Genomic DNA, 24,621 nt, shown 5'->3' with positions numbered 1-24,621 from the left:
GAATGCGCACGCCGCCACGTTAGCCCGGCGCCGTCTACGCTTGGAACTCTGAACCGCCCGCACCGCGCAGGCGAAACCAAGTCGAGACCAAGACGCAAGGGGACTGTCATGCAACCCGGAGGCCAGCCCGACATGTCGGCGTTGCTCGCCCAGGCTCAGCAAATGCAGCAACAGCTGATGGAGGCCCAGCAGCGGCTGATCGCCTCCGAGGTGATCGGCAAGGCCGGCGGCGGCCTGGTGGAGGTGACCGTCAAGGGCAGCGGCGAGGTGGTCGCGGTGAAGATCGACCCCAAGGTCGTCGACCCCGACGACGTCGAGACGCTGCAGGACCTGTTGGTCGGTGCGCTCGGTGACGCCGCCAAGCAGGTCGCGACGCTGGCGCAGGAGCAACTCGGTCCGCTGGCCGGTGGCATGGGCGGCGGCGCTCTGGGTGTTTGAGGGACCGGTCCAGGATCTGATCGACGAGCTCGGCAAGCTGCCGGGTATCGGGCCGAAGAGCGCCCAGCGCATTGCATTTCACCTGCTGTCGGTGGAGCCGCCGGACATCGACCGGCTCACCGCGGTGCTGGGCAAGGTTCGCAACGGCGTTCGGTTCTGCGCCGTGTGCGGCAATGTCTCCGACGACGAGCGCTGCCGGATCTGCGCCGACCCGCGCCGCGACGGCACCCAGGTCTGCGTCGTCGAGGAGCCCAAGGACGTGCAGGCCGTCGAGCGCACCCGCGAATTCCGCGGGCGCTACCACGTTCTGGGGGGCGCGCTGGACCCGCTGTCCGGCGTCGGACCGGACCAGTTGCGAATTCGCGAGCTGCTCAACAGGATTGGTGAGCAGGTCGACGGCGTCGACATCACCGAGGTGATCATCGCGACCGACCCGAACACCGAGGGCGAGGCGACCGCCACCTATCTGGTGCGCATGCTGCGTGACATTCCGGGCCTGACCGTCAGCCGCATCGCGTCCGGGCTGCCGATGGGTGGGGACCTGGAATTCGCCGACGAGCTGACGCTGGGTCGAGCGCTGACCGGTCGCCGGGCGATGGCCTAGTTCAGGCGCGCAGGCGTTCCCGTCGCAGCAACTCGACCTCGGGCAGATCCAACGACGCCAGCTCACCCACGACCTTGCCGAGCAGCAGGTCGGCGAACTCGGGATTGCGAGCCAGACACGGCCCGTGCATGTAGGTCGCGAACACGCTGCCCTGCACGGTGCCGTCGACCGCATCGCCCAGTCGGTTGCCCGCACCCTTCTTCACCCGACCGATCGGCGCCGCAGCGGGGCCGAGAACCGTTCCGCCGCGGTGGTTTTCGAAGCCGGTCAGCGGCGCGGTTAACCCCTCCACCAGCGGCGCGGTGACCAGCTCGCCGATCGTCCGCGTGGCCTGCGGCGAGGTGGTCAGGTCGAGCAGGCCCACGCCGTCGACCCGCTCACCCGCGGACGTTTCGTACCAATGCCCGAGCACCTGGATGGCCGCGCAGATCGCCAGCACCGGCGCGCCGCGGCCCGCGGCGCGCTGCAGGCCCGGGTAGCGGATCAGATGCTTGGTCGCCAATCGCTGCGCGTAGTCCTCGGCGCCGCCGAGGGTGTAGAGGTCCAGGCTGTCGGGCACCTCGTCGGCCAGCGTGATCTCGACGATCTCCGCGGCGATGCCCCGCAGCCGCAGCCGCTGACGCAGCACCGCCGCGTTGCCGCCGTCACCGTAGGTGCCCATCACGTCGGGCAGGACGAGGCCGATCCGCACCGCCGACTCAGTCATGGCGGGCCAATCGCCGCTGCAACTGCAGGAACGCCGTGTAGTTCGCGACGACCTCGACCGGTCCCGGCGGGCAGGACGCGATCGCGGCCAGGGTGTCGTGCACCAGCGTGTGCTCGACGTCGGCATAGCCCAACCGCACGGCCAGGTCGGTGCCCCGCTCTCCGGCAGCCACCACTGACGTTGTCTCGAAGTGCTCGAAGCGGACGTCCCAGAGCCAGGACAGGTCTTCGCCGTCGGGCACCTGCCCGTTGACCGCGATCACCACCCCGGCCGCGTCTTTGTTCACCATCGACAGCGCTTCCTGCCAGCCGGCGGGGTTCTTGGCCAACAACATTCGCACGCTGTGCGTGCCGACCTGGATGGTCCGATACCGCCCTGCGACCTCGTCGACGCCCGCGACTGCGGCGACCGCGGCCGCGGGGTCGGCGCCGAGAGCGACGGCGGCGGCCACGGCCTGCGCGGCATTGCCGCGGTTTACCGCACCGGGCAGCGCCAGCGTCATCGGCAACGCCAATCCATCTGGGCCGTAGAGCTTTTCGTCGTCGAACCACCACTGCGGGGTGGGCCGCTTGAAGTCTGCGCCGGTGGAGTGCCAGTGCCCCTGCTCGCGGACGATCACCTCGCCACTGCGTGGACAGCTCACCGAGTCGGCCGACCAGCTGCCGCCTGCCGCGACCCAGACCACGCGAGAGTGGTCGTAGGCGGCCGAGGTCATCAGTACGTCGTCGCAATTGGCCACCACGACGGCGTCGGGGTGCGCGGCCAGCCCAGCGCGCAGTTTGCGTTCGATCACGTTGATCTCGCCGACGCGGTCCAGCTGGTCGCGAGACAGGTTGAGCAGCACCAGAACACCGGGCTCGACGGCATCGGCGACGTGCGGCACGTGCATCTCGTCGACCTCGAGCACCGCGAGGCCGGCGGCACGGTCGGCGGCCAGCGCGGCGACCAGCCCGGCGTCCATGTTCGCGCCCTCGGCGTTGGTGGCCACCGCACCCAGTGTGCGCAGCGCCGCGGCGGTCATCCGGGTGGTGGTCGACTTGCCGTTGGTTCCGGTGATGACGACCGTCCGCCGCCCGGTGCCGAGCTGTCGCAGGATCGACTTGTCCAGCGTCATCGCGACCAGGCCGCCGATCATGGCCCCGGCGCCGCGCCCGGTCACCCGCGACGCCCAGCGCGCGCTGGCGCCGGCGGCCAGGGCGAGTCGTCCTCGGGCGGTGATCACCCGGGCATCTTAAGGGCGATCGCGAGTGCGGCGCTTTTCCGGGCGAAGCGGGTCGCCCGCGCGACCTAGGGTGATCGCGAGCTCGGCGCTTTTCCGAGCGCTGCGGGTCGCCCGCATCGAGATATGCCGCGCGACACGAGCGCCAGCGACCCGGCGATGTCGGCCCGGCGTGAAATCCTCGGGTCATGCGGGACAGTGCGACGGCTGCGACAGCAATGCCCTGGGGCCGGCCGGTCACCGAATCGGGCGCGGGCTGGGCCGTGGTCGATGTCGAGACCTCGGGCTTCAAGCCCGGCAGCGCCCGGGTGATCAGCCTCGCGGTACTCGCGCTCGACGCCGATGGCCGCGTCGAGCAGTCCGTGGTCAGCCTGCTCAACCCGGGCGTGGACCCCGGGCCCACCCACATTCACGGCCTGACCGCCGAGATGCTGGAAGACCAGCCGCAGTTCAGCGAGATCGTCGGCGACGTCGCGGAACTCGTCCGCGGCCGCACGCTGGTTGCCCACAACGTGGCCTTCGACTACGGCTTTCTCACCGCCGAGGCCGAGATGGCCGGTGTCGAGCTACCCATCGACAGTGTCATGTGCACGGTCGAGTTGGCCCGTCGCCTCGAACTCGGCACCGACAACCTGCGGCTGGAAACCCTGGCGGCGCACTGGGGTGTGACGCAGCGCCGCGCCCACGATGCGTTCGACGACGCGGTCGTGCTGACCGATGTGCTGGCCGCCTCGCTGCGCCGCGCCCGCGAACGCGACGCCTGGCTCCCGGTCCGGCCGGTCACCCGGCGGCGTTGGCCCAGCGGCAAGGTCACCCACGAGGAGCTGCGCCCGTTGAAGGTGCTGGCCTCCCGGATGGCCTGCCCGTACCGCAACCCGGGCCCGTACGTCCGCGGCGGGCCGCTGGTCCAAGGCATGCGGGTCGCGCTGTCCAGCGAGGTCCAGCGGACCCACGACGAACTCGTCGAGCGGATCCTGCATGCCGGGCTGGCCTACGCCGCCGATTTCGACCGGGACACCTCGCTGGTGATCTGCAACGAACGCCGGCCGGTGCACGGCAAGGGCTACCTGGCACACGAACTCGGGGTGCCGCTGCTGTCCGATGCGATGTTCATGGACTACGTCGGCGCGACGGTCGACGGTGCCGGCCCAGACGAAATCTTCGAGCCTTCCCACGCGGGTGAGCAATTCGCGCTGTTCTGACGGCGGGTGGGCGCCCGGCGTGACGGGCCGCCAAATAGGCTTGCCTTCTATGCGACTTTCAGGGGTGGGGTTGGTCGTGGCGGCCGCGGTTCTGGCGGTCGGCGGGTGTTCGCACGGCGACTCCTCGAAGTCGTCCGGCATGCACGTTCCCGAGAACTTCTGCAGCCTGCTCAGCGCGGCCGACATCAGCCGGGTGATGGGCAGCGCGTTCCCCGCGGCCGAGGGCAGCCAGTCGCCGAGCGAGGCGCAGTGCACGTCCATCCCGACGGCCGGCAACGACGTCAGCTTCAAGCTCTACTGGAACAACGAGTACTGCATCGACGGCAAGGCCGTCGACAAGAAGTGCCTCGACTCCCAGCAGAAGGGCTTCGCGGTCAACAAGCAGAGCGCCGGCAATGTGCAGAGCGTGCCGGGCCTCGGTGATCAGGCGTTCTGCTTCGTCGCGCCGCCCGCGACCGTGGACGTGCTCAAGGGCTGGGTCTACCTGATCGTGGGTGCCGACAGTTGTGTGCAGGCCCAGACCCTGGCCGGGATGCTGCTGGCCAAGGTCGGGACCTGACGCGTCAGTTTCCGGCGGCCCGGTTGACCGCCGACACCACGGCCCGCAGCGACGCGGTGGTGATGGACGGCGCGATGCCGACACCCCACACAGTTTTGCCGGCCACGGACGCCTCCACGTACGCCGCGGCCTGGGCGTCCTCGCCGCCGCTCATCGCGTGCTCGGAGTAGTCGAGCACCGCGACGTCGAAGCCGATGCCGGCCAGCGCGTCGACGAACGCGGCCAGCGGCCCATTGCCCGCCCCGTTGATCTCCTGCTCGACCCCGTCGACCTTCACCGTCGCGGAGATCCGCGTGACGCCGTGGTCTTCCTCGGAGGCGTCGACGCGCTGCTTCATCCGCTCCAGCGGCAGGATCGGCGCGATGTACTCCTGGTTGAAGGCGTCCCACATCTCCTTGGGAGTCACCTCGCCGCCTTCGCCGTCGGTGATCTTCTGGATCGCCTGCGAGAACTCGATCTGCAGCCGCCGGGGCAGGGCCAGCCCGTGGTCGGCCTTCATGATGTAGGCCACGCCGCCCTTGCCGGACTGCGAGTTGACCCGGATCACCGCCTCGTAGGTGCGGCCTACGTCACGCGGGTCGATCGGCAGGTACGGCACCTGCCACAGCATGTCGTCGACGTCCGAATCCGCCTCGTCCGCAGCGACTTTCATGCTGTCCAGGCCCTTGTTGATGGCGTCCTGGTGGCTACCCGAGAACGCGGTGTAGACCAGGTCGCCGCCGTACGGGTGCCGCTCGGGCACCGGCAACTGGTTGCAGTACTCAACCGTGCGCCGGATCTCGTCGATGTTGGAGAAGTCGATTTGCGGGTCGACGCCGCGGGAGAACTGGTTGAGCCCCAGCGTCACCAGGCAGACGTTGCCGGTGCGTTCACCGTTGCCGAACAGGCAGCCCTCGATCCGGTCGGCGCCGGCCTGGTAGCCCAATTCGGCTGCGGCGACGGCTGTTCCACGGTCGTTGTGCGGGTGCAGGCTCAGGATCACCGAGTCACGCCGCTTCAGGTTGCGGCTCATCCACTCGATCGAGTCGGCGTACACGTTCGGCGTGGCCATCTCGACGGTGGCCGGCAGGTTGATGATGATCGGGTTGTCCGGCGTCGGCGCGATGATGTCGGAGACCGCGTCGCAGACCTGCTTGGCGTACTCGAGTTCGGTGCCGGTGTAGGACTCCGGCGAGTATTCGAAACGCCACTGTGTACCAGGGTATTTGGCGGCTTCTTCGACGCACTTGCGCGCGCCGTCGGTGGCGATCGCCTGCACCGCGTCCCGGTCGGCCCGAAACACCACGCGGCGCTGCAGGATTGACGTCGAGTTGTAGAAGTGCACGATCGCCCGGTGCACACCCTCACAGGCCAGGAAGGTCCGCTCGATCAACTCGGGCCGGCACTGGGTCAGCACCTGGATCGTCACGTCCTCGGGAATGGCTCCGTCGGTGATGATTTCGCGCACGAAGTCGAAGTCGGTCTGGCTGGCCGACGGGAAGCCGACCTCGATCTCCTTGTAGCCCATGCGGACCAGCAGGTCGAACATGCGGCGCTTGCGGGCCGGGCTCATCGGATCGATCAGCGCCTGATTGCCGTCGCGCAGGTCCACCGCACACCACAGTGGCGCGGTGTCGATGACCTTGTCGGGCCAGGTGCGGTCGGCCAGCCGAATTGGCTCGACCTCGTCGGCGAACGGCCGGTACCGGTCGACCGGCATCGACGATCGGCGTTGGGTGTTCCAGGCGGGCTGGCCGGGATTGGGCGGGCCCGCGGGCTGAATGATGGTTCGTGCAGAAGTGAATGCGTCGGGGGAGTCGATCGACGGCTTGGAGAAGCTGGTCACGGTAGTTGCTCCGGATTTTGTGAAGGGCGCCCGTAAAGGGCTTAGACCGGCGCATCGCGAACACCCGCGACGGGAAGCCGGTCTGGATCAGACCCCGTCGCGGCGTCCGAGAAGGAGCACCCGCTGCACGCCTAGCACCTTACCGCGACCGGCGCGCTGGCCAAAGCTAGTTCGACGGCGGAACGATTCGGACCGGGATGTCGGTGTTCTCGTCGGTGTAGTAGCTCGCACACACCCGGTGGTAGCCGTCGGCGATCTGCATGGCCACGCCGCTGCCGAGGTCGCCGCGCACGGCGAGGATCGGCGAGAGGCGTTTGCCCTTCTTGATCTTCTTCAGGTCGCGCTGCACGTGCACGTTGGCCTTCGGCAGCAACGCCAGCTGGGACGCGCGCAGCAGATCCTTGGCCTTCTTGTGCACGACAGGCGCCAGTTTCAGCGCCGCCACGATTGCGGCGATCTGCTCCGCCGAGGCCAGCAGCGCGAGGTAGTCCGCCGCCGCCGGATAGTCGTGCTCGTCGGGTTCGTCGCCCCACAACACCGCTGGACCGCTAGCCATGGCTGTCACCCTCGCATATCCCCTGGCGCGAAACGGCGGGTGCAGGTCACAGTGTCGGTCCACGTATCCTGTTTTCCGACCAATTACTTGCCAGTACTCGAGAGACCTGAGAGAGCAACTGTGGCGCTCGTCGTGCAGAAATACGGCGGATCCTCGGTGTCGGACGCCGACCGGATTCGTCGCGTCGCCGAGCGCATCGTCGAGGCCAAGAAGCAGGGCAACGACGTCGTCGTGGTGGTCTCCGCGATGGGTGACACCACCGACAACCTGCTCGATCTCGCCCAGCAGGTGTGCCCGGCCCCGCCGGCGCGCGAGCTGGACATGCTGCTGACCGCCGGCGAGCGGATCTCCAACGCGCTGGTCGCGATGGCGATCGAGTCGCTCGGCGCGCAGGCCCGCTCGTTCACCGGGTCGCAGGCCGGCGTGATCACCACCGCCGTGCACGGCAAGGCCAAGATCATCGACGTCACGCCGACCCGCCTGCGGGCCGCGCTGGACGAGGGCCAGATCGTGTTGGTGGCGGGTTTTCAGGGCGTCAGCCAAGACACCCGCGACGTCACCACGCTGGGCCGCGGCGGCTCGGACACCACCGCGGTCGCGTTGGCCGCGGCGCTGCACGCCGACGTCTGCGAGATCTACACCGACGTGGACGGCATCTTCAGCGCCGACCCGCGGATCGTCCCCAACGCCCGCCGCCTGGACACGGTCACGTTCGAGGAGATGCTCGAAATGGCCGCCTGCGGAGCGAAGGTGCTGATGCTCCGCTGCGTCGAATACGCCCGCCGCTACAACATCCCGGTGCACGTGCGCTCGTCGTACTCCGACAAGCCCGGCACCATCGTCACCGGATCGATCGAGGACATACCCATGGAAGAGCCCATCCTGACCGGCGTCGCCCACGACCGCAGCGAGGCCAAGGTGACGGTCGTCGGCATTCCCGACTACCCCGGCTACGCCGCGAAGATCTTCCGCGCCGTCGCCGACGCCGACGTGAACATCGACATGGTGTTGCAGAACGTCTCCAAGATCGAGAACGGCAAGACCGACATCACCTTCACGTGCCCCCGCGACAACGGGCCGGCCGCGGTGGAGAAGCTGGACGCGCTCAAGGGCGAGATCGGCTTCAGCCAGGTGCTGTACGACGACCACATCGGCAAGGTGTCGCTGATCGGCGCCGGCATGCGTAGCCATCCCGGAGTCACCGCCACGTTCTGCGAGGCGCTGGCCCAGGTCGGCGTCAACATCGATCTGATCTCCACCTCGGAGATCCGTATCTCGGTGTTGTGCCGTGACACCGAACTAGACAAGGCCGTCGTCGCGTTACACGAAGCATTCGGCCTCGGCGGTGCCGAGGAAGCCACGGTGTATGCGGGGACAGGACGATAGATATGGGCGCCAATCGGCTCTCGATAGGGATAGTCGGCGCGACCGGCCAGGTCGGCCAGGTGATGCGCACGTTGCTCGACGAGCGCGACTTCCCGGCCACCGACGTGCGGTTCTTCGCGTCGGCCCGGTCGCAGGGCCGCAAGCTGCCGTTCCGCGGTCAGGAGATCGAGGTCGAGGACGCCGAGACGGCCGACCCGAGCGGCCTGGACATCGCGCTGTTCTCCGCCGGCGCGACGATGTCGCGGGTGCAGGCCCCGCGGTTCGCCGCCGCGGGTGCCACCGTGATCGACAACTCGTCCGCGTTCCGCAAGGACGACGACGTGCCGCTGGTGGTCTCCGAGGTCAATTTCGCGGACGCGGCGAACCGGCCCAAGGGCATCATCGCCAACCCGAACTGCACGACGATGGCCGCGATGCCGGTGCTCAAGGTGCTGCACGACGAGGCCCAGCTGGTTCGCCTGGTGGTGTCGAGCTACCAGGCGGTGTCCGGCAGCGGCCTGGCCGGGGTGTCGGAGCTGGCGGACCAGGCCCGCGCCGTCATCGACGACGCCGAGCAGTTGGTGCACGACGGGGGCGCGCTGCAGTTCCCGGCGCCCAAGACCTACGTTGCCCCGATCGCTTTCAACGTCGTGCCGCTGGCCGGCAAGCTGGTCGACGACGACTCCGGCGAGACCGACGAAGACCAGAAGCTGCGCTTCGAGAGCCGCAAGATCCTGGGCATTCCCGACCTGCTGGTCAGCGGGACGTGCGTGCGGGTTCCGGTGTTCACCGGCCACTCGCTGTCGATCAATGCCGAGTTCGCGCAACCACTTTCACCCGAGCGGGCGCGCGAGATCCTGAGCGCGGCGCCGGGTGTGAAGCTGGTCGACGTGCCCACGCCGCTGGCCGCCGCCGGCGTCGACGAGTCGCTCGTCGGCCGGATCCGTCGCGACCCGGGTGCGCCGGAAGGCCGCGGGTTGGCGCTCTTCGTCTCCGGTGACAATCTGCGTAAAGGCGCGGCGTTGAACACCATTCAGATCGCCGAGCTGCTCGCCGCGCAGCTGTGATCCGAGGGTGAGCCTGGCGCACCGCTCACTTCTGTTCGCGGGTCTGCTTGCCTGCCAAGGCTTTTCGACCGCTCGCGCCGACCCGCCCGCCCCGATGCCGCAGCCCGTGCTGCCCACCCTGGCGCCTGGCGAGGTGGTTCGCATCGGACCGGCCGCGGGCACCGGTACACCCACCCGCGACTACGGCATCGGCGCCACCGACCTGTGCGTGTTCATGGAATTCCCGACCCAGGTGGTCCAGGTCTGCGGTGACAGCTTCGCCGGCCAGGGCGTCGGATTCGGCGGCTACTACTCGCCGGTCGCGCTGCGGGTGGACACCTCGTCGGTGGACGACCCGGACGGGGTCAAATACACCGGGGTCACCGGCATCAACGAACCGCTGCTGGCCGATCCGACGCCGGTCGGGGCGTCGCAGTTGCCGGCCGGCGTCGTGCAGATCAACCGGGACAACTACGTGTTGATCACCACCACCAAGGACCTGGTACCGCAGAGCTCGCGGCTGGTGAAAGCCGAAGCTGCGCAAGGCCTTTGGCGGACCGTCCCGGGTACCGCGCGGGACGCCGACTATGCGGGCGGGCAGCAGTCGCAGATCAGCGGCTACTACGACCCGATCCCGACGCCCGAGTCGCAAACCGGCTGGGTGTACCTCGTCGCCGACAGCTTCGACCGCAGCCAGCCGCTCACGCTCTACCGCGTAGCGCCGGAGCACTTCGGCGATCGGTCGCGCTGGCAGGGCTGGGCGGGCGGTTGGGGTAAGCCACCAATCCCGTTGTGGGAAGACATGATCGGCGAGATCAGCATGACGCAGATCGACGGCAAGACGGTGCTGTCTTACTTCAACTCGAGCACCGGGAACATGGAGGTGCGGGTGGCCGACGACCCGGCCGCGCTGGCCACCTCGCCGGTCACCACGGTGGTCCAGCACGACGACTGGCCCGAGCCCGCCGAGAGCCTGCCCGATCCGCACGACAACCGACTGGCCCAGCCCTACGGCGGCTACATCTCGCCCGGATCGACGCTCGACGAGGTGCGGGTGTTCGTCAGCCAATGGCACAACACCGATGGCCGGGCGCGCTCGCCCTATCGGGTCATCCAGTTCGCGGTGAACCCGCTGAAACCCTGGTCGTAGCAACGCAAGTCAGTTGTTCGAGGGTGGTGGTTGGGGTTGGTAGGGGTCGTACCACCACCATTGGGCGCGTTCGCCGAGTGGTCCGGGGTATGGGGGGACGTCGGGTGGGGTGGTGGTGGGTGGTCGTGCGAGGGAGGTGTTGGTCAGTGGGTGGCCGTCGTCGTCGGTGATGGTGAGGTGGTCGGCGGGGCCGGTGATGGTGAGGTCGCCGTGGTGGTGTTGGCGGTGGTGATAGGGGCAGACCAGGATCAGGTTGGTCAGGTCGGTGGGGCCGCCGTTTTCCCAGTGGGTGAGGTGGTGGGCGTGGAGGCCGCGGGTGGCCCCGCAGCCGGGGACCACGCAGCAACGGTCGCGGTGTTCCAGGGCGCGGCGCAGCCGGCGGTTGATGGTGCGGGTGGTGCGCCCGGCGCCGATGGGGTGGCCGTCGCGCTGGAACCAGACTTCGCAGGTGGCGTCGCAGGTCAGGTAGGCGCGTTCGGCGTCGGTGAGCAGTGGGCCCAGATGCAGTGCGGCGGCGCGGGCTTCGACGTCGACGTGCACGACGACGGTGGTGTGCGCGCTGTGGGGGCGGCGGGCGGCTTCGCTGTCCCAGCCGGTCTCGACCAGGCGCAGGAACGCCTCGATGGTGCCCGGCATCGGCGGCGTAGCGGGCCCACCCTGGTCGTGGTCCTGTTTCCATTGGGCGTACAGCGCTTCCCGGTGCGCTGCCAGGGCCGCATCGAAGATGGCGGCCTCGTCGTGCGGGAGGGTGATGCGCCAGCTGGTGGACTGCTCGCTGGTGGTTTTGCGGATCGCGCGTGGCGGGGCAGGGCGTGGGTCGGGGTCGGGGCGCGGTTCCAGGCTGACCGCGGTGCGCAGCTGGGCGACGGTGGCCACCGCGGCCAGTTGGGCGTAGTGGGCATCGGAGCCGTCGCCGGCGCGGGCGGCGATGACGCCGACCTGATCCAGCGACAGCCGGCCCGCCCGCAGCGCGCCCACACAGCGGGGAAACTCCGGCAGCCGAGACGCCACCGTGGTGATGGTGTGGGCGGTGCCCGTAGAGCAGCCCATCTTCCAGGCCATCAGCGCCGCGACCGAGCGTGCCCCGGTGGCCCCCCACAACCCGTCGCGGTCGATCTCGGCGGCGATCTCCACCAGCCGCCCATCGATGGCGTTGCGCTGACCCGCCAACTCCGCCATCTCGTCGAACAACACCTCCAGACGCCCCGGCTCATTCACCAACTCCGGCAGCGACGCGGTCAACGACATGACCCCATCAAAGCAACCAGGTCCGACAACTTTCGGCCGCCGACGGTCTAATGCGCACCCGAGCCGCAGCTCATAGCGCTTTCATAAGTTGTACTCAGCGGAACCTATTCGCGGCTCCGCATCATTTCGACTATGAGCGAAACACCTGAATCCCCCACCAGGCCGACAACTGTCGCCACAGAGCCGGCGGCCGTGCCTGTCAAACCCTATTGGCTCTACCGATTCGCGGCCTGGGTCGTGATCGTCGCCGGCATCGTGTTCATCGTCTTGAGCATCTTCTTCACCGGCTTCAAGGTCGCCCACCTGGGACATCACAAGTGCCACCACCACGGCTGGCACCACCACCACCCGGGCGGCCCCGGCGGCCCCGAGGGCCCGCGGCACCACGAACAGGGCGCCGGTTTCCAGCACGGCTTCGTCGGTCCCGGACCGTCACATATGCCGGAATCGATCGCTCCGTCGTTAGCTCCGATGCACTCCTGATTCATATGTCCACGGCCCGGCGTCCCTCTAGGGGCGCCGGGCTCGTCTCTGCAGGTACCCCACCCAGGTAGCAGAGCCCTCGCGGACGCTTCTCGGCTGAGGCATTATGCGGGGTATGAGCAAGACTCCAGATCCGCCGACTCCGCCGCCACCGGCCGCGTCGGCGCCGATACTGGCGCCGTCGCCACATTCGGAGCGGCTCTACCAGGTCGCGGCCTGGGTGTCGATCGTCGCGGGAGTCACGCTGATCGCCGTGGTCCTTCTGAAATTCATCTGGGCCCTCGGCTATTAAGGCCCGTGGTTGATGGCCGGACCGCGCCTCGGCATGATCAAGGCATGACCCAAGCACCGGAACCCTCGATCCAGCCACCCCCGGGTCCGCCTGCGGCCGTTCCCGCGGGTGTGGTGTCCCCGTTGGCGGCCAGGCACGCCAGGCTCTACCAGGCCGCGGCGTGGGTGGTGATCGTGGCGGGCACCGTCTTCGTGCTGGCGGTCGTCTTCTTCGCCGGCGCCGAACTGACCGGGCATGGCCCGCAGGACGGCCGGCACCATCACGGGGTGTTCGCGCCCGATGCGCCGGCTGGACCGGACGGTCCGCCGCCGTGGGTGGTGTTCCCGGGCGGACCCTTCCCGCCGGGGTCGGGTCCCTGGGGTCCGTGGGGGCCGGGCATGGGTCCGGGTGGCCCCGGCGGTCACGGCGGCCACGGTGGTCCCGACGAGCCGCCGCCACCGCCGCCGACCTACACGCCGTAGCCCATCCGATGAGGCGGATCTGTACTGCCGCAACAACTTTCGGCTGCCTCGTGGTGATGTCCGTCCCGGTCGCATCGGCACGCCCGTCGGACCCCGGCGTGGTCAGCTACGCCGTCTTGGGCAAGGGTTCGGTGGGCAACATCGTCGGCGGACCGATGCGGGACGAGACGTTGTTCGCCCAGCCGTTTCAGGGTTTCGCCGTCGACAACCCGGTGTGCAACAACTGGGCCGACATCGGGCTGCCCGAGGTCTACGGCGACCCCGACCTCGCGTCATTCAACGGGGCCAGCACCCAAACCTCGCCGACCGACCAGACGCATTTCGTGAAGCAGGCGGTCGGGGTGTTTGCCACAGCCGCGGCGGCCGGGTCCGCTTTCCACCGGGTAGTCGACCGCACGATCGGTTGCTCGGGCCAGACCACGGCCATGCATCTGGACAACGGCACGACGCAGGTGTGGTCGTTCGACGGCGCTCCGGCGGGCGCCGCGGACGCGTCGTGGAGCAAGCAGGAGGCGGGAACCGACCGGCGATGTTTCACGCAGACCCGTCTGCGGGAAAACGTCCTGCTGCAAGCCAAAGTCTGTCAGTCCGGCAACGGTGGTCCGGCGGCGAACGTGCTGGCCGGAGCCATTCAGAACGCGCTCGGACAGTAGCCGCCAGAACTCTCGGGAATATGTCGGTGCCGTCTGGAGGATGAGTCTTGTGACTATCGTTGGATAGCCGCGCGCAACCAACGGACCCCGATCACTCGGGTCCGTTGGCCAGGGGGCCGAAGGGATTTCCGAACATGGCGTTTGCCGTCGCGTCGCAGGTTGATCCCGCGCGCCTGACCGATGGCGAGTTCGCCAGTGCCGCGGACGCGGCGCAATTCGTGTCCGACGCCTGCCTGGCCGACGGGCCGGTGGGCCGGGTCGGCCTGGAGATCGAGGCACACTGCTTCGACCCGGCCGAGCCGCGACGCCGGCCGACCTGGGACGAGATCACCCGCGTCCTGGAGGCATTGCCCGCGATGCCGGGCGAGAGTGTGGTCACCGTCGAACCGGGCGGCGCCGTCGAGTTGTCGGGCCCGCCCGCGCTGGGAGTGACGGACGCGATCGACGCGATCGCGAACGATCAGGCCGTGCTGCGCAAGGCGTTCGACGCCGCCGGACTCGGGCTGGTGCCGCTGGGGGCGGATCCGCTGCGGCCGGCCGAGCGCGTCAACCCGGGCGCACGCTACCGCGCGATGGAAGAGTTCTTCGTCGCGAGCCACACCGGCGAAGCGGGCGCGGCGATGATGACGTCGACCGCGTCGGTTCAGGTCAACCTCGATGCCGGGCCGCAGTCCGGCTGGACCGAGCGGGTCCGGCTGGCGCACGCGCTCGGACCGGTGATGGTCGCGATCTCCGCCAACTCGCCGCTGCTCAGCGGCAACTTTTCCGGTTGGCGCTCGACCCGGCAGCGGGTGTGGAGCCAGCTCGACTCGGCGCGCTGCGGGCCGATCCTGACCGCCAGCGACGAGGATCCCGGCACCGACTGGGCGCGCTACGCGCTCAAAGCGCCGGTGATGCTCGTGCACAGTCCGGAGCCGGTGCCCGTCACCCACTACCTGCCGTTCGCCGACTGGGCCGACGGACGCGAACTGCTCGGCGGCCGCCGTCCCACCCGCTATGACCTGGAGTATCACCTCACCACGCTGTTTCCGCCGGTCCGGCCGCGGCAGTGGCTGGAAATTCGCTACCTGGACAGCTTGCCCGCCGATCTCTGGCCGGCCGTGGTGTTCACCATGGTCACGCTGCTCGACGACCCGGTCGCGGCGGACCTGGCCGCCGAGGCGGTCGAACCGGTCGCCACGGCGTGGGACACCGCGGCGCGGATCGGTCTGACCGACCAGCGGATCTACACCGCCGCCAACCGCTGCGTGGCCGTCGCCGCCGACCGCGCGCCCGACAGCCTCCAGGCCGGGATGCAGCGGCTCGTCGCCGCGGTCGAGCAGGGGCGCTGTGCCGCAGACGATGTCGCCGACCGGGTGATCGAGACCGGCATCGCCGCCACCGTGACCGCTCTGGCGGTAGGGGAGCGGTGACGGCACGCGATGTGCTGGTCCGCGACATGCAGCGGGCCCGCGATAGAACCCTGCGCCTGGTCGATTTCGACGACGCCGAACTGCGGCGCCAGTACGACCCATTGATGAGCCCCCTGGTCTGGGACCTTGCGCACATCGGCCAGCAGGAAGAGCTGTGGCTGCTGCGTGGCGGGAACCCGGATCGCCCGGGCATCCTGTCCGGCGATGTCGAAGGGCTCTACGACGCGTTCGTGCATTCCCGCGCCAGCCGTGTCGACCTGCCGCTGCTCTCGCCCGAACAGGCCCGCAGCTACTGCCGGACCGTGCGGGCGGCCTCGCTCGACGCGCTCGACCGGTTGCCCGACGACCCCGAGCACAACTTCGTCTACGGCCTGGTCGTCAGCCACGAAAACCAGCACGACGAGACGATGCTGCAGGCTCTCAACCTGCGCATGGGACCGGCGCTGTTACAGGAGGCCCGCGCGTTGCCGCCCGGGCGACCCGGCCTCGCCGGAACCTCGGTGCTGGTCCCCGGCGGACCGTTCGTGCTCGGCGTCGACGGTGCCGACGAGCCGTTCTCGTTGGACAACGAGCGGCCGGCGCACGTCGTCGACGTGCCGGCATTTCGCATCGGCCGGGTCCCGGTGACCAACGGCGAATGGCAACGATTCGTCGCCGACGGCGGCTACGCGCAACCGCACTGGTGGTCGGCCCGCGGCTGGGAGCATCGTCAAGCCGCGGGACTGACCGCTCCGCAATTCTGGTGCGCCGACGGGCAGACCCGTACCCGGTTCGGTCACGTCGAGGACATTCCCGCCGACGAACCGGTGCAGCACGTCAGCTATTTCGAAGCGGAGGCCTACGCTGCGTGGGCCGGAGCGCGCCTGCCCACCGAACGCGAGTGGGAGAAGGCCTGCGCCTGGGACCCGCAACGCAACGCCCGACGCCGCTATCCCTGGGGCGCCGACGAGCCGTCGCCGGCCCGCGCGAACCTCGGTGGCGACGCCCTGCGACCGGCGCCCGTCGGCGCCTACCCGGACGGTGCGTCCGCGTACGGGGTCGAGCAGTTGCTGGGCGACGTGTGGGAGTGGACGAGTTCGGAGCTGGAACCGTGGCCGGGCTTCACACCGATGATCTACCAACGGTATTCAGCACCGTTCTTCGGCGGCGACTACCGGGTGCTGCGCGGCGGGGCATGGGCGGTCGCGGCCGGTATCGTGCGTCCCAGCTTCCGCAACTGGGACCACCCCTACCGCCGGCAGATCTTCTCCGGTGTCCGGCTGGCCTGGTCCATCGACGCCGATCCGGAGACGCGCTGATGTGCCGGCACCTCGGCTGGCTCGGGCGGGAAACCTCGGTGTCCTCGTTGATGCTGGACCCGCCGAACGGCCTTCGGGTGCAGTCGTATGCGCCGCGCCGGCAGAAGCACGGCTTGATGAACGCCGACGGTTGGGGCGTGGGCTTTTTCGACGGTCAGACGCCGCGTCGCTGGCGCAGCGCGGCACCGCTGTGGGGAGATGTTTCCTTCGATTCCATCGCGCCGGCACTTCGTAGTCACTGCGTAGTGGCTGCGGTGCGGTCGGCTACCGTGGGTATGCCGATCGAAGCCAGCGCGACCGCCCCGTTTACCGACGGGCAGTGGCTGCTGTCGCACAACGGCGTCGTCGACCGTGACGTGTTGCCTACCAGTGCCACGGCCGAATCCACCTGTGACAGTGCCGTTCTCGCCGCGTTGATCTTCACCCGCGGGCTCGGTGTGCTCGGGCAGACCATCGCCGAGGTTGGCGCCGCCGACCCGAACGCCCGGCTGAACATCATGGCCGCCAACGGTTCTCGGCTGCTGGCCACGACGTGGGGCGACACGTTGTCGATCCTGCGCCGCGACGACGGCCTGGTGCTGGCCAGCGAGCCGTACGACGACCAACCCGGCTGGGAAGACGTCCCGGACCGCCACCTTGTCGAGGTAACCGCCGAGCGGGTGACCGTGACCGCTTTGAACCCAACGAAGGGATAGTGATGACACTGACGTTGTCCAACCACCTCGCCGCGGACTCGGCATACGAGGCGCTGTGTCGCGACGTGCGTGCCGGCCTGCAGAGCACGCCGAAGTCGTTGCCGCCCAAGTGGTTCTATGACGCCGTGGGTAGCGACCTGTTCGACCAGATCACCCGGCTGCCGGAGTACTACCCGACCCGGGCGGAGGCGGAGATCCTGCGGGCCCGCGCTGCAGAGATCGCCGCCGCCAGCCGCGCCGACACGCTGGTCGAACTCGGCAGCGGAACCTCGGAGAAGACTCGCGTGCTGCTCGACGCGCTGCGCGACGCCGGCACCCTGCGCCGATTCGTCCCGTTCGACGTCGACGCCAGCATGCTGTCGATCGCCGCCAAGGCCATCCAAGAGGAATACCCTGGAGTCGAAATCGCCGCCGTGTGCGGTGATTTCGAGGAGCATCTGGCCAAAATCCCGACCGGAGGGAAGAGGCTTTTCGTGTTTCTCGGGTCGACCATCGGCAACCTGAAACCCGCTGCGCGCGAAGAGTTTCTGATCGGCCTTGCCGCGACCCTCCGACCCGGCGACAGCCTGTTGCTGGGCACCGACCTGGTCAAGGAGACCGGCCGGCTCGTCGCCGCCTATGACGATGCGGCCGGGGTCACGGCCCAGTTCAATCGCAACGTGCTGGCGGTGATCAACCGAGAACTCAACGCGGACTTCGATGTGGACGCATTCACCCACGTCGCCGCGTGGAATCCCGCCGAGGAGCGGATGGAGATGCGGCTGCGGTCCGAGCGGGCGCAGCGGGTGCGGATCGCGGCGCTGAACATGACCGTCGAATTCGACTCCGGCGAACAGGTTCTCACCGAGGTGTCGTGCAAGTTCCGCGCCGAGAAGGTCGCCGCGGAATTGGCCGACGCCGGACTGCGGCTCACCCAGTGGTGGACCGACGCCGCCGGCGATTTCGGGTTGTCGCTGTCGGTCAAGTGAGCGCAGGCCTGGCCGAGGCGTGGCGGGCCGCGCGCCCGCCGGTCGCCGGGCTACACCTGGACAGCGCCGCGTGCTCGCGGCAGAGCCTCGCTGCCCTCGAAGCGGCGGCGCGCCATGCCCGACACGAAGCGGAGGTCGGCGGCTACGTCGCGGCCGAGGCGGCGGCGCCCGTGCTCGACGCCGGCCGCAGCGCCGTGGCCGCGCTCACCGGGATCGCCGACGCGCAGGTCGTGTTCACCACGGGTTCGCAGCACGCGCTGGACCTGCTGTTGTCGAGTTGGCCGGCCGGCGGCCGGACGTTGGCCTGCCTGCCCGGCGAATACGGCCCCAATTTGGCGCTGATTGCCGTGCACGGCTTCGACCGCAGGACCCTGCCTGTCGACGCCGACGGCCGCGTTGCGCTGCATGAGGCGGCGATCGGCCTGGCTGCCGATCCGCCCGACCTGGTGCACCTGACCGTGGTCGCCAGCCACCGCGGCATCGTGCAGCCGCTGGCCGAAATAGCCCAGCTCTGTGGGGATTTGGGAATTCCCCTGATCGTGGACGCCGCCCAGGCGCTCGGGCACGTCGACTGCGCGGTGGGCGCCGACGCCGTCTACGCGTCGTCGCGCAAGTGGACTGCCGGCCCGCGGGGAGTCGGGGCGCTGGCCGTCCGGCCGACCCTGATGCAGCGACTGCACCCGCGGCTGCCGCCGAACGAATGGGTCGGGCCGCTGTCGAACGCCGAACGTCTCGAGCTCGGCGAGGCCAACATCGCCGCGCGCGTGGGGTTTTCGGTCGCACTCGGCGAGCACCTCGCGGCCGGGCCGGCAGCAGTCTGCGCTCGGCTCGCCGAGGTCGGCCGCGTCAGCCGGTCCGCGCTGGCCGGCGTCCCGGGTTGGCGGGTGGTCGAGCCCCTCGACGAGCCGAGCGCCATCACGACACTCGCACCGGTGGATGGAGCCGACCCGACGAAGGTGCGCGCCTGGCTGATTGCCGAGCGCCGGATCGTGACGACGGCCGTGGTGATCGAGCGCGCACCCTACGAGCTCCAGGCGCCGGTGCTGCGCATCTCCCCGCATGTTGACGCGAGCGCCGACGATCTGAACACCCTCGTCGCGGCGCTCGCAGACGCGACCGCCGCGGTATAAGCCCAGCTCAACCTCTGCGAAAATTCCCAAAGATAAGGGAAACCCCTGATGCGCGGCGACCCCTTTCGGGCGCAGGCTGACGAGATGAACATCACGCAACGACGGGTGCTCGGCGGAATCGCGGGAGGTTTGCTGGCCATCGCGATCTCGCCGCTGGCGGTATCCGCCGCCGACGATTACGCGTTCACCCCGGATGTCGCGACGCTGCTACCCAGCGAACCCGACGGACTGCCGCCGCTCTACAACGACCTCATCGGAACGGAGAGGTGGAGTCTTTTCGACGTGACGACGGGCAATCCGATGTTCCCCGATTCCCTCGGGGGCGTCGACCATGAACTGACGTTCGGAAACTTCACCAACGATGAATTCGTCTATACGGAGCCCGGGCTCAGCATCGGCTACCCAGGAGACCCCCACTTTCTCATCGAAACCACTTCGCAGTTCGACCTGATGAACTTCGGTGGTGGCTTCGAGAACGCCTGGATGGACATCATCGGCGGGCCGAACGCCGGCGCCTCGGACATGCTCATCACGCCGTTCGGTGATTTCGCGCTGTTCGGGAACGGATTCGCCGAGCTCACCGCGTCGCTGGCCGGCGGGCCGCTCTAGCCCTTGTGGGCGCTGAGTAGATAGGCGGGCAGTTTCTGCCGACCCTTCTCGTCGCGCTCGTGCTCGATCATCGGCACATCCGAATCTGCCGGTGCCGGTGGGATATTCGCGTGGATGAAGGCCGAGCGGATCTCGTCGACGTGCCAGTGCTCGCTGACCGCGTCGCGCAACTCGGCCTCGTCGACCTCGTTCGGCTTCTGCTCCCACTCGGCGGGAAACGCGCCCTTGGCGAACACCAGAACAAAGTAGCCCGCGCCGTCGGCGGCGGCTCGGTGCACCGCGCGCAGGTAGTCGTCGCGGCCCTCGATCGGCAGCGAGTGGAACAGCGTGCTGTCGACGACGGTGTTGAAGCGGCCGTCGTGTCCGCCGAAGGCGGTGATGTCGGCCTGTTCGAAGGTCGCGGTGCTCAGTCCGCGCTCCTGCGCGGCCTTGGTCGCGGCGGCGACGGCGGTGGGGGTGAGGTCGACGCCGTGCACCGTGTAGCCCTCGGCGGCCAGCGTCAGCGACAACTCGGCGTAACCGCAACCGGCGTCGAGTAGGTCGCTGCGGAACTTTCCGGCCGCGGCCAGCGCGGCCAGTTCCGGTTGCGGCTCACCGATGTTCCAGGGCGGCGGACCTTCGAAGCCCGCGTCGCGGTCCTGACGGTAGGCGCTATCCCAGTCCATCACATCATTTGCCATGTGCTCCAACCTACGCCGGGCACAACCGATCAGGGTTCGGCCCAGGTGTGGACCGGTTCGTTGCTGTGCATGTGCTCGCAGTACAGCCGCAACATCTCGGCCAGGGCGGCGGGCCGGTCGAGCCCGCGCTTCTCCAACGCGCGCACCGCCGACACCTGCCAGTCGGCCCCGTTGCGGCCCGCGCGGGCCCGGCCGTCGATCACACCGAGCAGTCGGCCGCGGATGTCGGGTGCAACGCCCCAACGATCGAGACCGGCGTGCGCCATCGGGAGCAGTTCGTCGAGCACCAACTCGCCGGCGCTGACCGAATCCCGACCCGGCCAATACAGCTGGGCGCCCATGCCACGGCGGCCAGCCTCGTAGAAATTGCGTTGCGCCGCAGCGAATTCCATTCGGGTCCAGACCTGACGGTCTTCCTCGGACAGCGTCCGCAGCATCCCGTAGTAGAAGGCCGCGTTGGCCAGCATGTCGATGACGGTCGGTCCGGCCGGCAGCACCCGGTTCTCCACCCGCAGGTGCGGGCGGCCGTCGACGACGTCGTACACCGGCCGATTCCACCGATACACCGTGCCGTTGTGCAGTCGCAGTTCGGCCAGGTGCGGCGTGCGTCCGGCGTCGAGTTCGGCGGCGGGGTCTTCGTCGGACACCTCGGGCAACAGCGACGGAAAGTAGCGGACGTTCTCCTCGAACAGGTCGAAGATCGACGTGATCCACCGTTCGCCGAACCACACCCGCGGGCGCACCCCCTGGGTTTTCAGCTCGTCGGGTCTGGTGTCGGTGGATTGTGCGAACAACTCGATGCGGGTCTCCGACCACAGTTGGTGGCCGAAGAAGAACGGCGAGTTCGCTCCCAGCGCCAGCTGCGGGCCGGCCAGCACCTGCGCCGCATTCCAGTTGGCGGCGAAGTCGTCCGGTGACACCTGTAGATGCAATTGCATGCTGGTGCAAGCGGATTCGGGTGCAATCGACGTCGAATTCATGCTCAGCGGTTCGGGCCCGTCGATGTCGATCTGGATGTCCTCGCCGCGGGCGTCGAAGATCGAGTCGTTGAGCGCCGCGTAGCGCATCGACTCACTCATCCATCCGCTGGCGAGGTGTTCGGGCATCAGTGTCGGAAGGATGCCGATCATCACGATGTGGGCGCCGCCCGCGCCGGCCTTTGTTTCGGCGGCGTTCAGGCTGGCCCGCACCTCGTCCTCGAGTTGCGTACCCGTGTCGCCACCCAGCGGGCGGGGTGGGACGTTGAATTCGATGTTGTATGCGCCCAATTCGGTCTGATAGGCCGGATCGGCGATGGCTGCCAGCACGTCGGAGTTCGTCATCGCAGGTTGGTAGGCGTCATCGACCAGGTTGCACTCGATCTCCATCCCGGTGAGCGGGTGGTCGAATTCGAAACTGGACTGCGCGAGCATCCGTTCGAACACGTCGAGGCACAGTTGCACCTTGCGCCGGTACTGCTGCCGGTCGACACGCGCATAGGTGGTCCGCTTGACGTCTTCGCCCACCTCGCCGATGCAACCGCTTTCCCGCCGGAGGCGCAACAGATCCGCCAAATGAACTGTCACGGCGGCGAATTGCCGACACGGGCCAACTGGGTAAATTCCGACGCAACGCTATTGACGCGTGCGTAGGTTACTTGCAACAATCTCAGCTCCGTCATACATGACTCACAGGAATGATTCGGAGGCGTCGATGGCCCGTAGGTTCCGCCGCATGTCGAGCGCTGCGATCGGCGCGCTGCTGGCGACGCCGGCCATCGCGTTGCTGGGCGCGGCGGCGGCGAGCGCCGACGCGAGCGATCTGGCCCATCTCGGGCCGATCGCCTTTGATGGCTTCACCGATACATTCACCTACGACACGAGCACAAATGCGTTCGACAACTTGCTGACTGGATCGTCCAACCTGGTCCCGTTCGAACTCGACACGTTCTATGGCGCTCCCGGATCTGGCGACTCCGGGGTGATCTTCACGATTCCCCTGCTGTACCAAGGCGGATTCGAGGAGATCGGTGGGAAGTTCACACCGATATTCACTGTGAATTCCGCCGATTTCGTCAACTTCGACCAAGGCGTGATCGAACTCGGCGGCACTCCGCCACCGGAGATCGAGACGATCAGTTTGTTCTCGGCCGGCGGATTCGACGACCTGTTCAGCGTCAACCTGACGACGTTCGCAACGGACAACTACCTCGAAGGCAGCTACAACGGGCTGACATTCGATCTCGACTTCTTCAGCGGGGCGGCGGGCCCGGACTCCTCGGAGTGGCTATTCACCATTCCGTCGGTGGTTCAGATCGGGTTCAGTGACATCGGCGGGGACATCACGCCGATCTTCCCGCTCACCGTCGCCGATTTCCTCAATCCAGACTTCGGCCTGAGTGCGATCGGCGGAGTCCCCGGACTCTGACCCGACCGCCTCCCGCGTAGTCCATGATGGACGTCGAGCGCGGGAGGAAGAGTAATTGGCCGAGTTCGTCGCCTCGATCGACCAGGGCACCACCAGTACGCGCTGCATCATCTTCGGCCACGACGGCGACGAGGTGGGGCGGCATCAGCTCGAGCACGACCAGATCCTGCCGCGCGCCGGGTGGGTCGAACACAACCCGATCGAGATCTGGGAACGCACCACGGCAGTGCTGATGTCGGCGCTCAACGCCACCGACCTATCGTCGAAAGACATTGTCGCGCTAGGCATCACCAACCAGCGTGAGACCACCCTGGTGTGGAACCGACGCACCGGCCGGCCCTATTACAACGCGATCGTCTGGCAGGACACCCGCACCGATCGCATCGCGTCGGCGCTCGACCGGGACGGCCACGGCGACGTCATCCGGCATAAGGCCGGCCTGCCGCCCGCGACGTATTTCTCCGGCGGCAAGCTGCAATGGATCCTGGAGAACGTCGACGGTGTGCGCGCGGCGGCCGAGCGCGGCGACGCGATCTTCGGCACGACCGACACCTGGCTGCTGTGGAACCTCACCGGCGGGCCGCGCGGCGGGTGCACATCACCGATGTCACCAACGCCAGCCGGACCATGCTGATGAATCTCGAGACCCTGGATTGGGACGACGAACTGTTGTCGCTCTTCGACATTCCGCGCGCGATGCTGCCGACTATCGCGGCGTCGTCACCGCGGGAGCCCTACGGCGTCACGAGCGTGGACGGCCCACTCGGCGGCGAGGTGCCGATCACCGGAATCCTCGGCGACCAACACGCGGCGATGGTCGGTCAGGTCTGCCTCGAACCCGGCGACGCCAAGAACACCTACGGCACCGGCAATTTCCTGCTGCTGAACACCGGCGAGAACATCGTCCGCTCGGACAACGGCCTGCTGACCACGGTGTGCTACCAATTCGGGGATGCGAAACCCGTTTACGCCCTTGAGGGCTCGATCGCGGTCACGGGCTCGGCGGTGCAATGGTTGCGCGATCAGTTGGGCATCATCAGCGGGGCGGCGCAGAGCGAGGCGCTGGCCCGACAGGTCGACGACAACGGCGGGGTGTACTTCGTGCCGGCGTTCTCGGGCCTGTTCGCCCCGTACTGGCGCTCGGATGCCCGCGGCGCGATCGTCGGCCTGTCGCGTTTCAACACCAACGCGCATCTGGCGCGCGCGACGCTGGAGTCGATCTGCTACCAGAGCCGCGATGTCGTCGACGCCATGCAGGCCGATTCCGGTGTGCGCCTTGGGGTTTTGAAGGTCGACGGCGGAATCACCGCGAACGACCTGTGCATGCAGATCCAGGCAGACGTGCTCGGTGTCGAGGTGGTACGTCCGGTGATCGCGGAGACGACGGCGCTGGGCGCAGCGTATGCGGCGGGCCTAGCGGTCGGCTTCTGGTCGGGCCCGGACGACTTGCGCGCCAACTGGCGCGAAGGCAGGCGCTGGGCGCCGCAGTGGGGCGAGCAGGAACGCTCGGCGGGATACGCGGGTTGGCGAAAAGCCGTGCAGCGCACGCTCGATTGGGTCGAAGTCACCTGACGTACGACGGTGGGAACCGGCGGTCGCCGGCCCCCACCGCGTGC

The 24,621-nt window shown here is 68.4% G+C and carries 25 protein-coding genes and 1 pseudogene; 19 read left to right on the top strand and 7 right to left on the bottom strand.

What is annotated here, in order from left to right; all coding sequences use genetic code 11:
* Positions 1-108: 108 nt before the first annotated feature.
* Entirely contained in the window at positions 109-438 is a 330-nt protein-coding gene (locus PT015_RS16375) for a YbaB/EbfC family nucleoid-associated protein (RefSeq protein ID WP_285185820.1), read from the top strand.
* The gene (gene recR, locus PT015_RS16370; RefSeq protein ID WP_285185817.1) at positions 431-1,042 is read left to right on the top strand and encodes a recombination mediator RecR; all 612 of its coding nucleotides are present in this window, start codon (positions 431-433) and stop codon (positions 1,040-1,042) included. Before PT015_RS16375 ends, recR begins: the two co-directional genes overlap by 8 nt.
* Position 1,043: 1 nt before the next feature.
* Here recR and PT015_RS16365 read toward each other — a convergent pair whose 3' ends face one another.
* Together PT015_RS16365 and PT015_RS16360 are read right to left on the bottom strand one after the other, a co-directional pair.
* Positions 1,044-1,748, bottom strand: a complete 705-nt coding sequence (locus PT015_RS16365) for a type 1 glutamine amidotransferase (protein ID WP_285185815.1) — start codon at positions 1,746-1,748, stop codon at positions 1,044-1,046.
* On the bottom strand, positions 1,741-2,970 hold the full coding sequence (locus PT015_RS16360; RefSeq protein WP_285185813.1) for a Mur ligase family protein: 1,230 nt from the start codon (positions 2,968-2,970) through the stop codon (positions 1,741-1,743). Before PT015_RS16360 ends, PT015_RS16365 begins: the two co-directional genes overlap by 8 nt.
* Positions 2,971-3,155: 185 nt before the next feature.
* Here PT015_RS16360 and PT015_RS16355 point away from each other — a divergent pair, with 185 nt between their 5' ends.
* Both PT015_RS16355 and PT015_RS16350 read left to right on the top strand, forming a co-directional pair.
* On the top strand, positions 3,156-4,169 hold the full coding sequence (locus PT015_RS16355) for a DEDDh family exonuclease (protein ID WP_390887836.1): 1,014 nt from the start codon (positions 3,156-3,158) through the stop codon (positions 4,167-4,169).
* A gap of 49 nt (positions 4,170-4,218) precedes the next feature.
* On the top strand, positions 4,219-4,728 hold the full coding sequence (locus PT015_RS16350; protein ID WP_285185811.1) for a hypothetical protein: 510 nt from the start codon (positions 4,219-4,221) through the stop codon (positions 4,726-4,728).
* Positions 4,729-4,732: 4 nt separating this feature from the next.
* Here the strand turns inward: PT015_RS16350 and leuA are convergent, their stop codons facing one another.
* Entirely contained in the window at positions 4,733-6,529 is a 1,797-nt protein-coding gene (gene leuA, locus PT015_RS16345) for a 2-isopropylmalate synthase (RefSeq protein WP_390888031.1), read from the bottom strand.
* Positions 6,530-6,719: 190 nt separating this feature from the next.
* Positions 6,720-7,109: a hypothetical protein gene (locus PT015_RS16340; RefSeq protein ID WP_285185808.1), complete on the bottom strand. Its 390-nt coding sequence runs from the start codon at positions 7,107-7,109 to the stop codon at positions 6,720-6,722.
* A gap of 120 nt (positions 7,110-7,229) precedes the next feature.
* Between PT015_RS16340 and PT015_RS16335 the strand changes: the two genes are divergently transcribed.
* The 3 genes from PT015_RS16335 to PT015_RS16325 all read left to right on the top strand — a co-directional run bounded on the left by PT015_RS16335 (position 7,230) and on the right by PT015_RS16325 (position 10,670).
* Positions 7,230-8,495 carry an aspartate kinase gene (locus PT015_RS16335; RefSeq protein ID WP_285185807.1) on the top strand — a complete coding sequence of 422 codons (1,266 nt, stop codon included), beginning with the start codon at positions 7,230-7,232 and terminating at the stop codon, positions 8,493-8,495.
* 2 nt (positions 8,496-8,497) lie between these two features.
* Entirely contained in the window at positions 8,498-9,541 is a 1,044-nt protein-coding gene (locus PT015_RS16330; protein ID WP_285185805.1) for an aspartate-semialdehyde dehydrogenase, read from the top strand.
* A 94-nt stretch (positions 9,542-9,635) separates the two neighbouring features.
* Entirely contained in the window at positions 9,636-10,670 is a 1,035-nt protein-coding gene (locus tag PT015_RS16325; RefSeq protein ID WP_285191140.1) for a DUF4185 domain-containing protein, read from the top strand.
* Positions 10,671-10,679: 9 nt separating this feature from the next.
* On the opposite strand, the gene PT015_RS16320 is transcribed toward PT015_RS16325, so the two are convergent.
* The gene (locus tag PT015_RS16320; RefSeq protein WP_285185803.1) at positions 10,680-11,918 is read right to left on the bottom strand and encodes an HNH endonuclease signature motif containing protein; all 1,239 of its coding nucleotides are present in this window, start codon (positions 11,916-11,918) and stop codon (positions 10,680-10,682) included.
* Between the two features lie 192 nt (positions 11,919-12,110).
* Between PT015_RS16320 and PT015_RS24745 the strand changes: the two genes are divergently transcribed.
* The 10 genes from PT015_RS24745 to PT015_RS16270 all read left to right on the top strand — a co-directional run bounded on the left by PT015_RS24745 (position 12,111) and on the right by PT015_RS16270 (position 19,919).
* Positions 12,111-12,401, top strand: a complete 291-nt coding sequence (locus PT015_RS24745; RefSeq protein ID WP_390887835.1) for a hypothetical protein — start codon at positions 12,111-12,113, stop codon at positions 12,399-12,401.
* Between the two features lie 115 nt (positions 12,402-12,516).
* Positions 12,517-12,693: a hypothetical protein gene (locus tag PT015_RS16310; protein ID WP_285185801.1), complete on the top strand. Its 177-nt coding sequence runs from the start codon at positions 12,517-12,519 to the stop codon at positions 12,691-12,693.
* Between the two features lie 44 nt (positions 12,694-12,737).
* Positions 12,738-13,154 (top strand): hypothetical protein, encoded by a 417-nt coding sequence (locus PT015_RS16305; protein ID WP_285185798.1) that lies wholly within the window; start codon positions 12,738-12,740, stop codon positions 13,152-13,154.
* Between the two features lie 8 nt (positions 13,155-13,162).
* The gene (locus PT015_RS16300) at positions 13,163-13,807 is read left to right on the top strand and encodes a sensor domain-containing protein (protein ID WP_285185796.1); all 645 of its coding nucleotides are present in this window, start codon (positions 13,163-13,165) and stop codon (positions 13,805-13,807) included.
* 134 nt (positions 13,808-13,941) lie between these two features.
* On the top strand, positions 13,942-15,219 hold the full coding sequence (gene egtA / locus PT015_RS16295; protein ID WP_285185795.1) for an ergothioneine biosynthesis glutamate--cysteine ligase EgtA: 1,278 nt from the start codon (positions 13,942-13,944) through the stop codon (positions 15,217-15,219).
* A gap of 26 nt (positions 15,220-15,245) precedes the next feature.
* A complete protein-coding gene (gene egtB, locus PT015_RS16290; RefSeq protein WP_390888030.1) occupies positions 15,246-16,517 on the top strand; it encodes an ergothioneine biosynthesis protein EgtB in 1,272 nt (423 codons plus the stop codon).
* Positions 16,517-17,212, top strand: a complete 696-nt coding sequence (gene egtC, locus PT015_RS16285) for an ergothioneine biosynthesis protein EgtC (protein ID WP_285185793.1) — start codon at positions 16,517-16,519, stop codon at positions 17,210-17,212. Before egtB ends, egtC begins: the two co-directional genes overlap by 1 nt.
* 2 nt (positions 17,213-17,214) lie before the next feature.
* Positions 17,215-18,180 (top strand): L-histidine N(alpha)-methyltransferase, encoded by a 966-nt coding sequence (gene egtD / locus PT015_RS16280; protein ID WP_285185792.1) that lies wholly within the window; start codon positions 17,215-17,217, stop codon positions 18,178-18,180.
* Positions 18,177-19,310, top strand: a complete 1,134-nt coding sequence (egtE, locus tag PT015_RS16275; protein ID WP_285185790.1) for an ergothioneine biosynthesis PLP-dependent enzyme EgtE — start codon at positions 18,177-18,179, stop codon at positions 19,308-19,310. Before egtD ends, egtE begins: the two co-directional genes overlap by 4 nt.
* A 48-nt stretch (positions 19,311-19,358) precedes the next feature.
* Positions 19,359-19,919 carry a hypothetical protein gene (locus tag PT015_RS16270; RefSeq protein WP_285185789.1) on the top strand — a complete coding sequence of 187 codons (561 nt, stop codon included), beginning with the start codon at positions 19,359-19,361 and terminating at the stop codon, positions 19,917-19,919.
* Here PT015_RS16270 and PT015_RS16265 read toward each other — a convergent pair.
* Together PT015_RS16265 and PT015_RS16260 are read right to left on the bottom strand one after the other, a co-directional pair.
* Positions 19,916-20,599, bottom strand: a complete 684-nt coding sequence (locus tag PT015_RS16265; protein WP_285185787.1) for an SAM-dependent methyltransferase — start codon at positions 20,597-20,599, stop codon at positions 19,916-19,918. The two genes, PT015_RS16270 and PT015_RS16265, sit on opposite strands and share 4 nt — an antisense overlap.
* 29 nt (positions 20,600-20,628) lie before the next feature.
* The gene (locus PT015_RS16260) at positions 20,629-22,104 is read right to left on the bottom strand and encodes a glutamate--cysteine ligase (RefSeq protein ID WP_285185786.1); all 1,476 of its coding nucleotides are present in this window, start codon (positions 22,102-22,104) and stop codon (positions 20,629-20,631) included.
* Positions 22,105-22,312: 208 nt separating this feature from the next.
* Here PT015_RS16260 and PT015_RS16255 point away from each other — a divergent pair, with 208 nt between their 5' ends.
* Positions 22,313-23,005 (top strand): hypothetical protein, encoded by a 693-nt coding sequence (locus tag PT015_RS16255; protein ID WP_285185784.1) that lies wholly within the window; start codon positions 22,313-22,315, stop codon positions 23,003-23,005.
* Between the two features lie 55 nt (positions 23,006-23,060).
* A pseudogene (gene glpK / locus PT015_RS16250) lies at positions 23,061-24,577 on the top strand (glycerol kinase GlpK).
* Positions 24,578-24,621 lie beyond the last annotated feature (44 nt).

Origin of the sequence: Candidatus Mycobacterium wuenschmannii, from assembly GCF_030252325.1 — a bacterium.
Lineage (GTDB): Bacteria > Actinomycetota > Actinomycetes > Mycobacteriales > Mycobacteriaceae > Mycobacterium > Mycobacterium wuenschmannii.
Note: the sequence above shows the minus strand (reverse complement) of the source record. Positions and strands in the feature narration are given on the sequence as shown.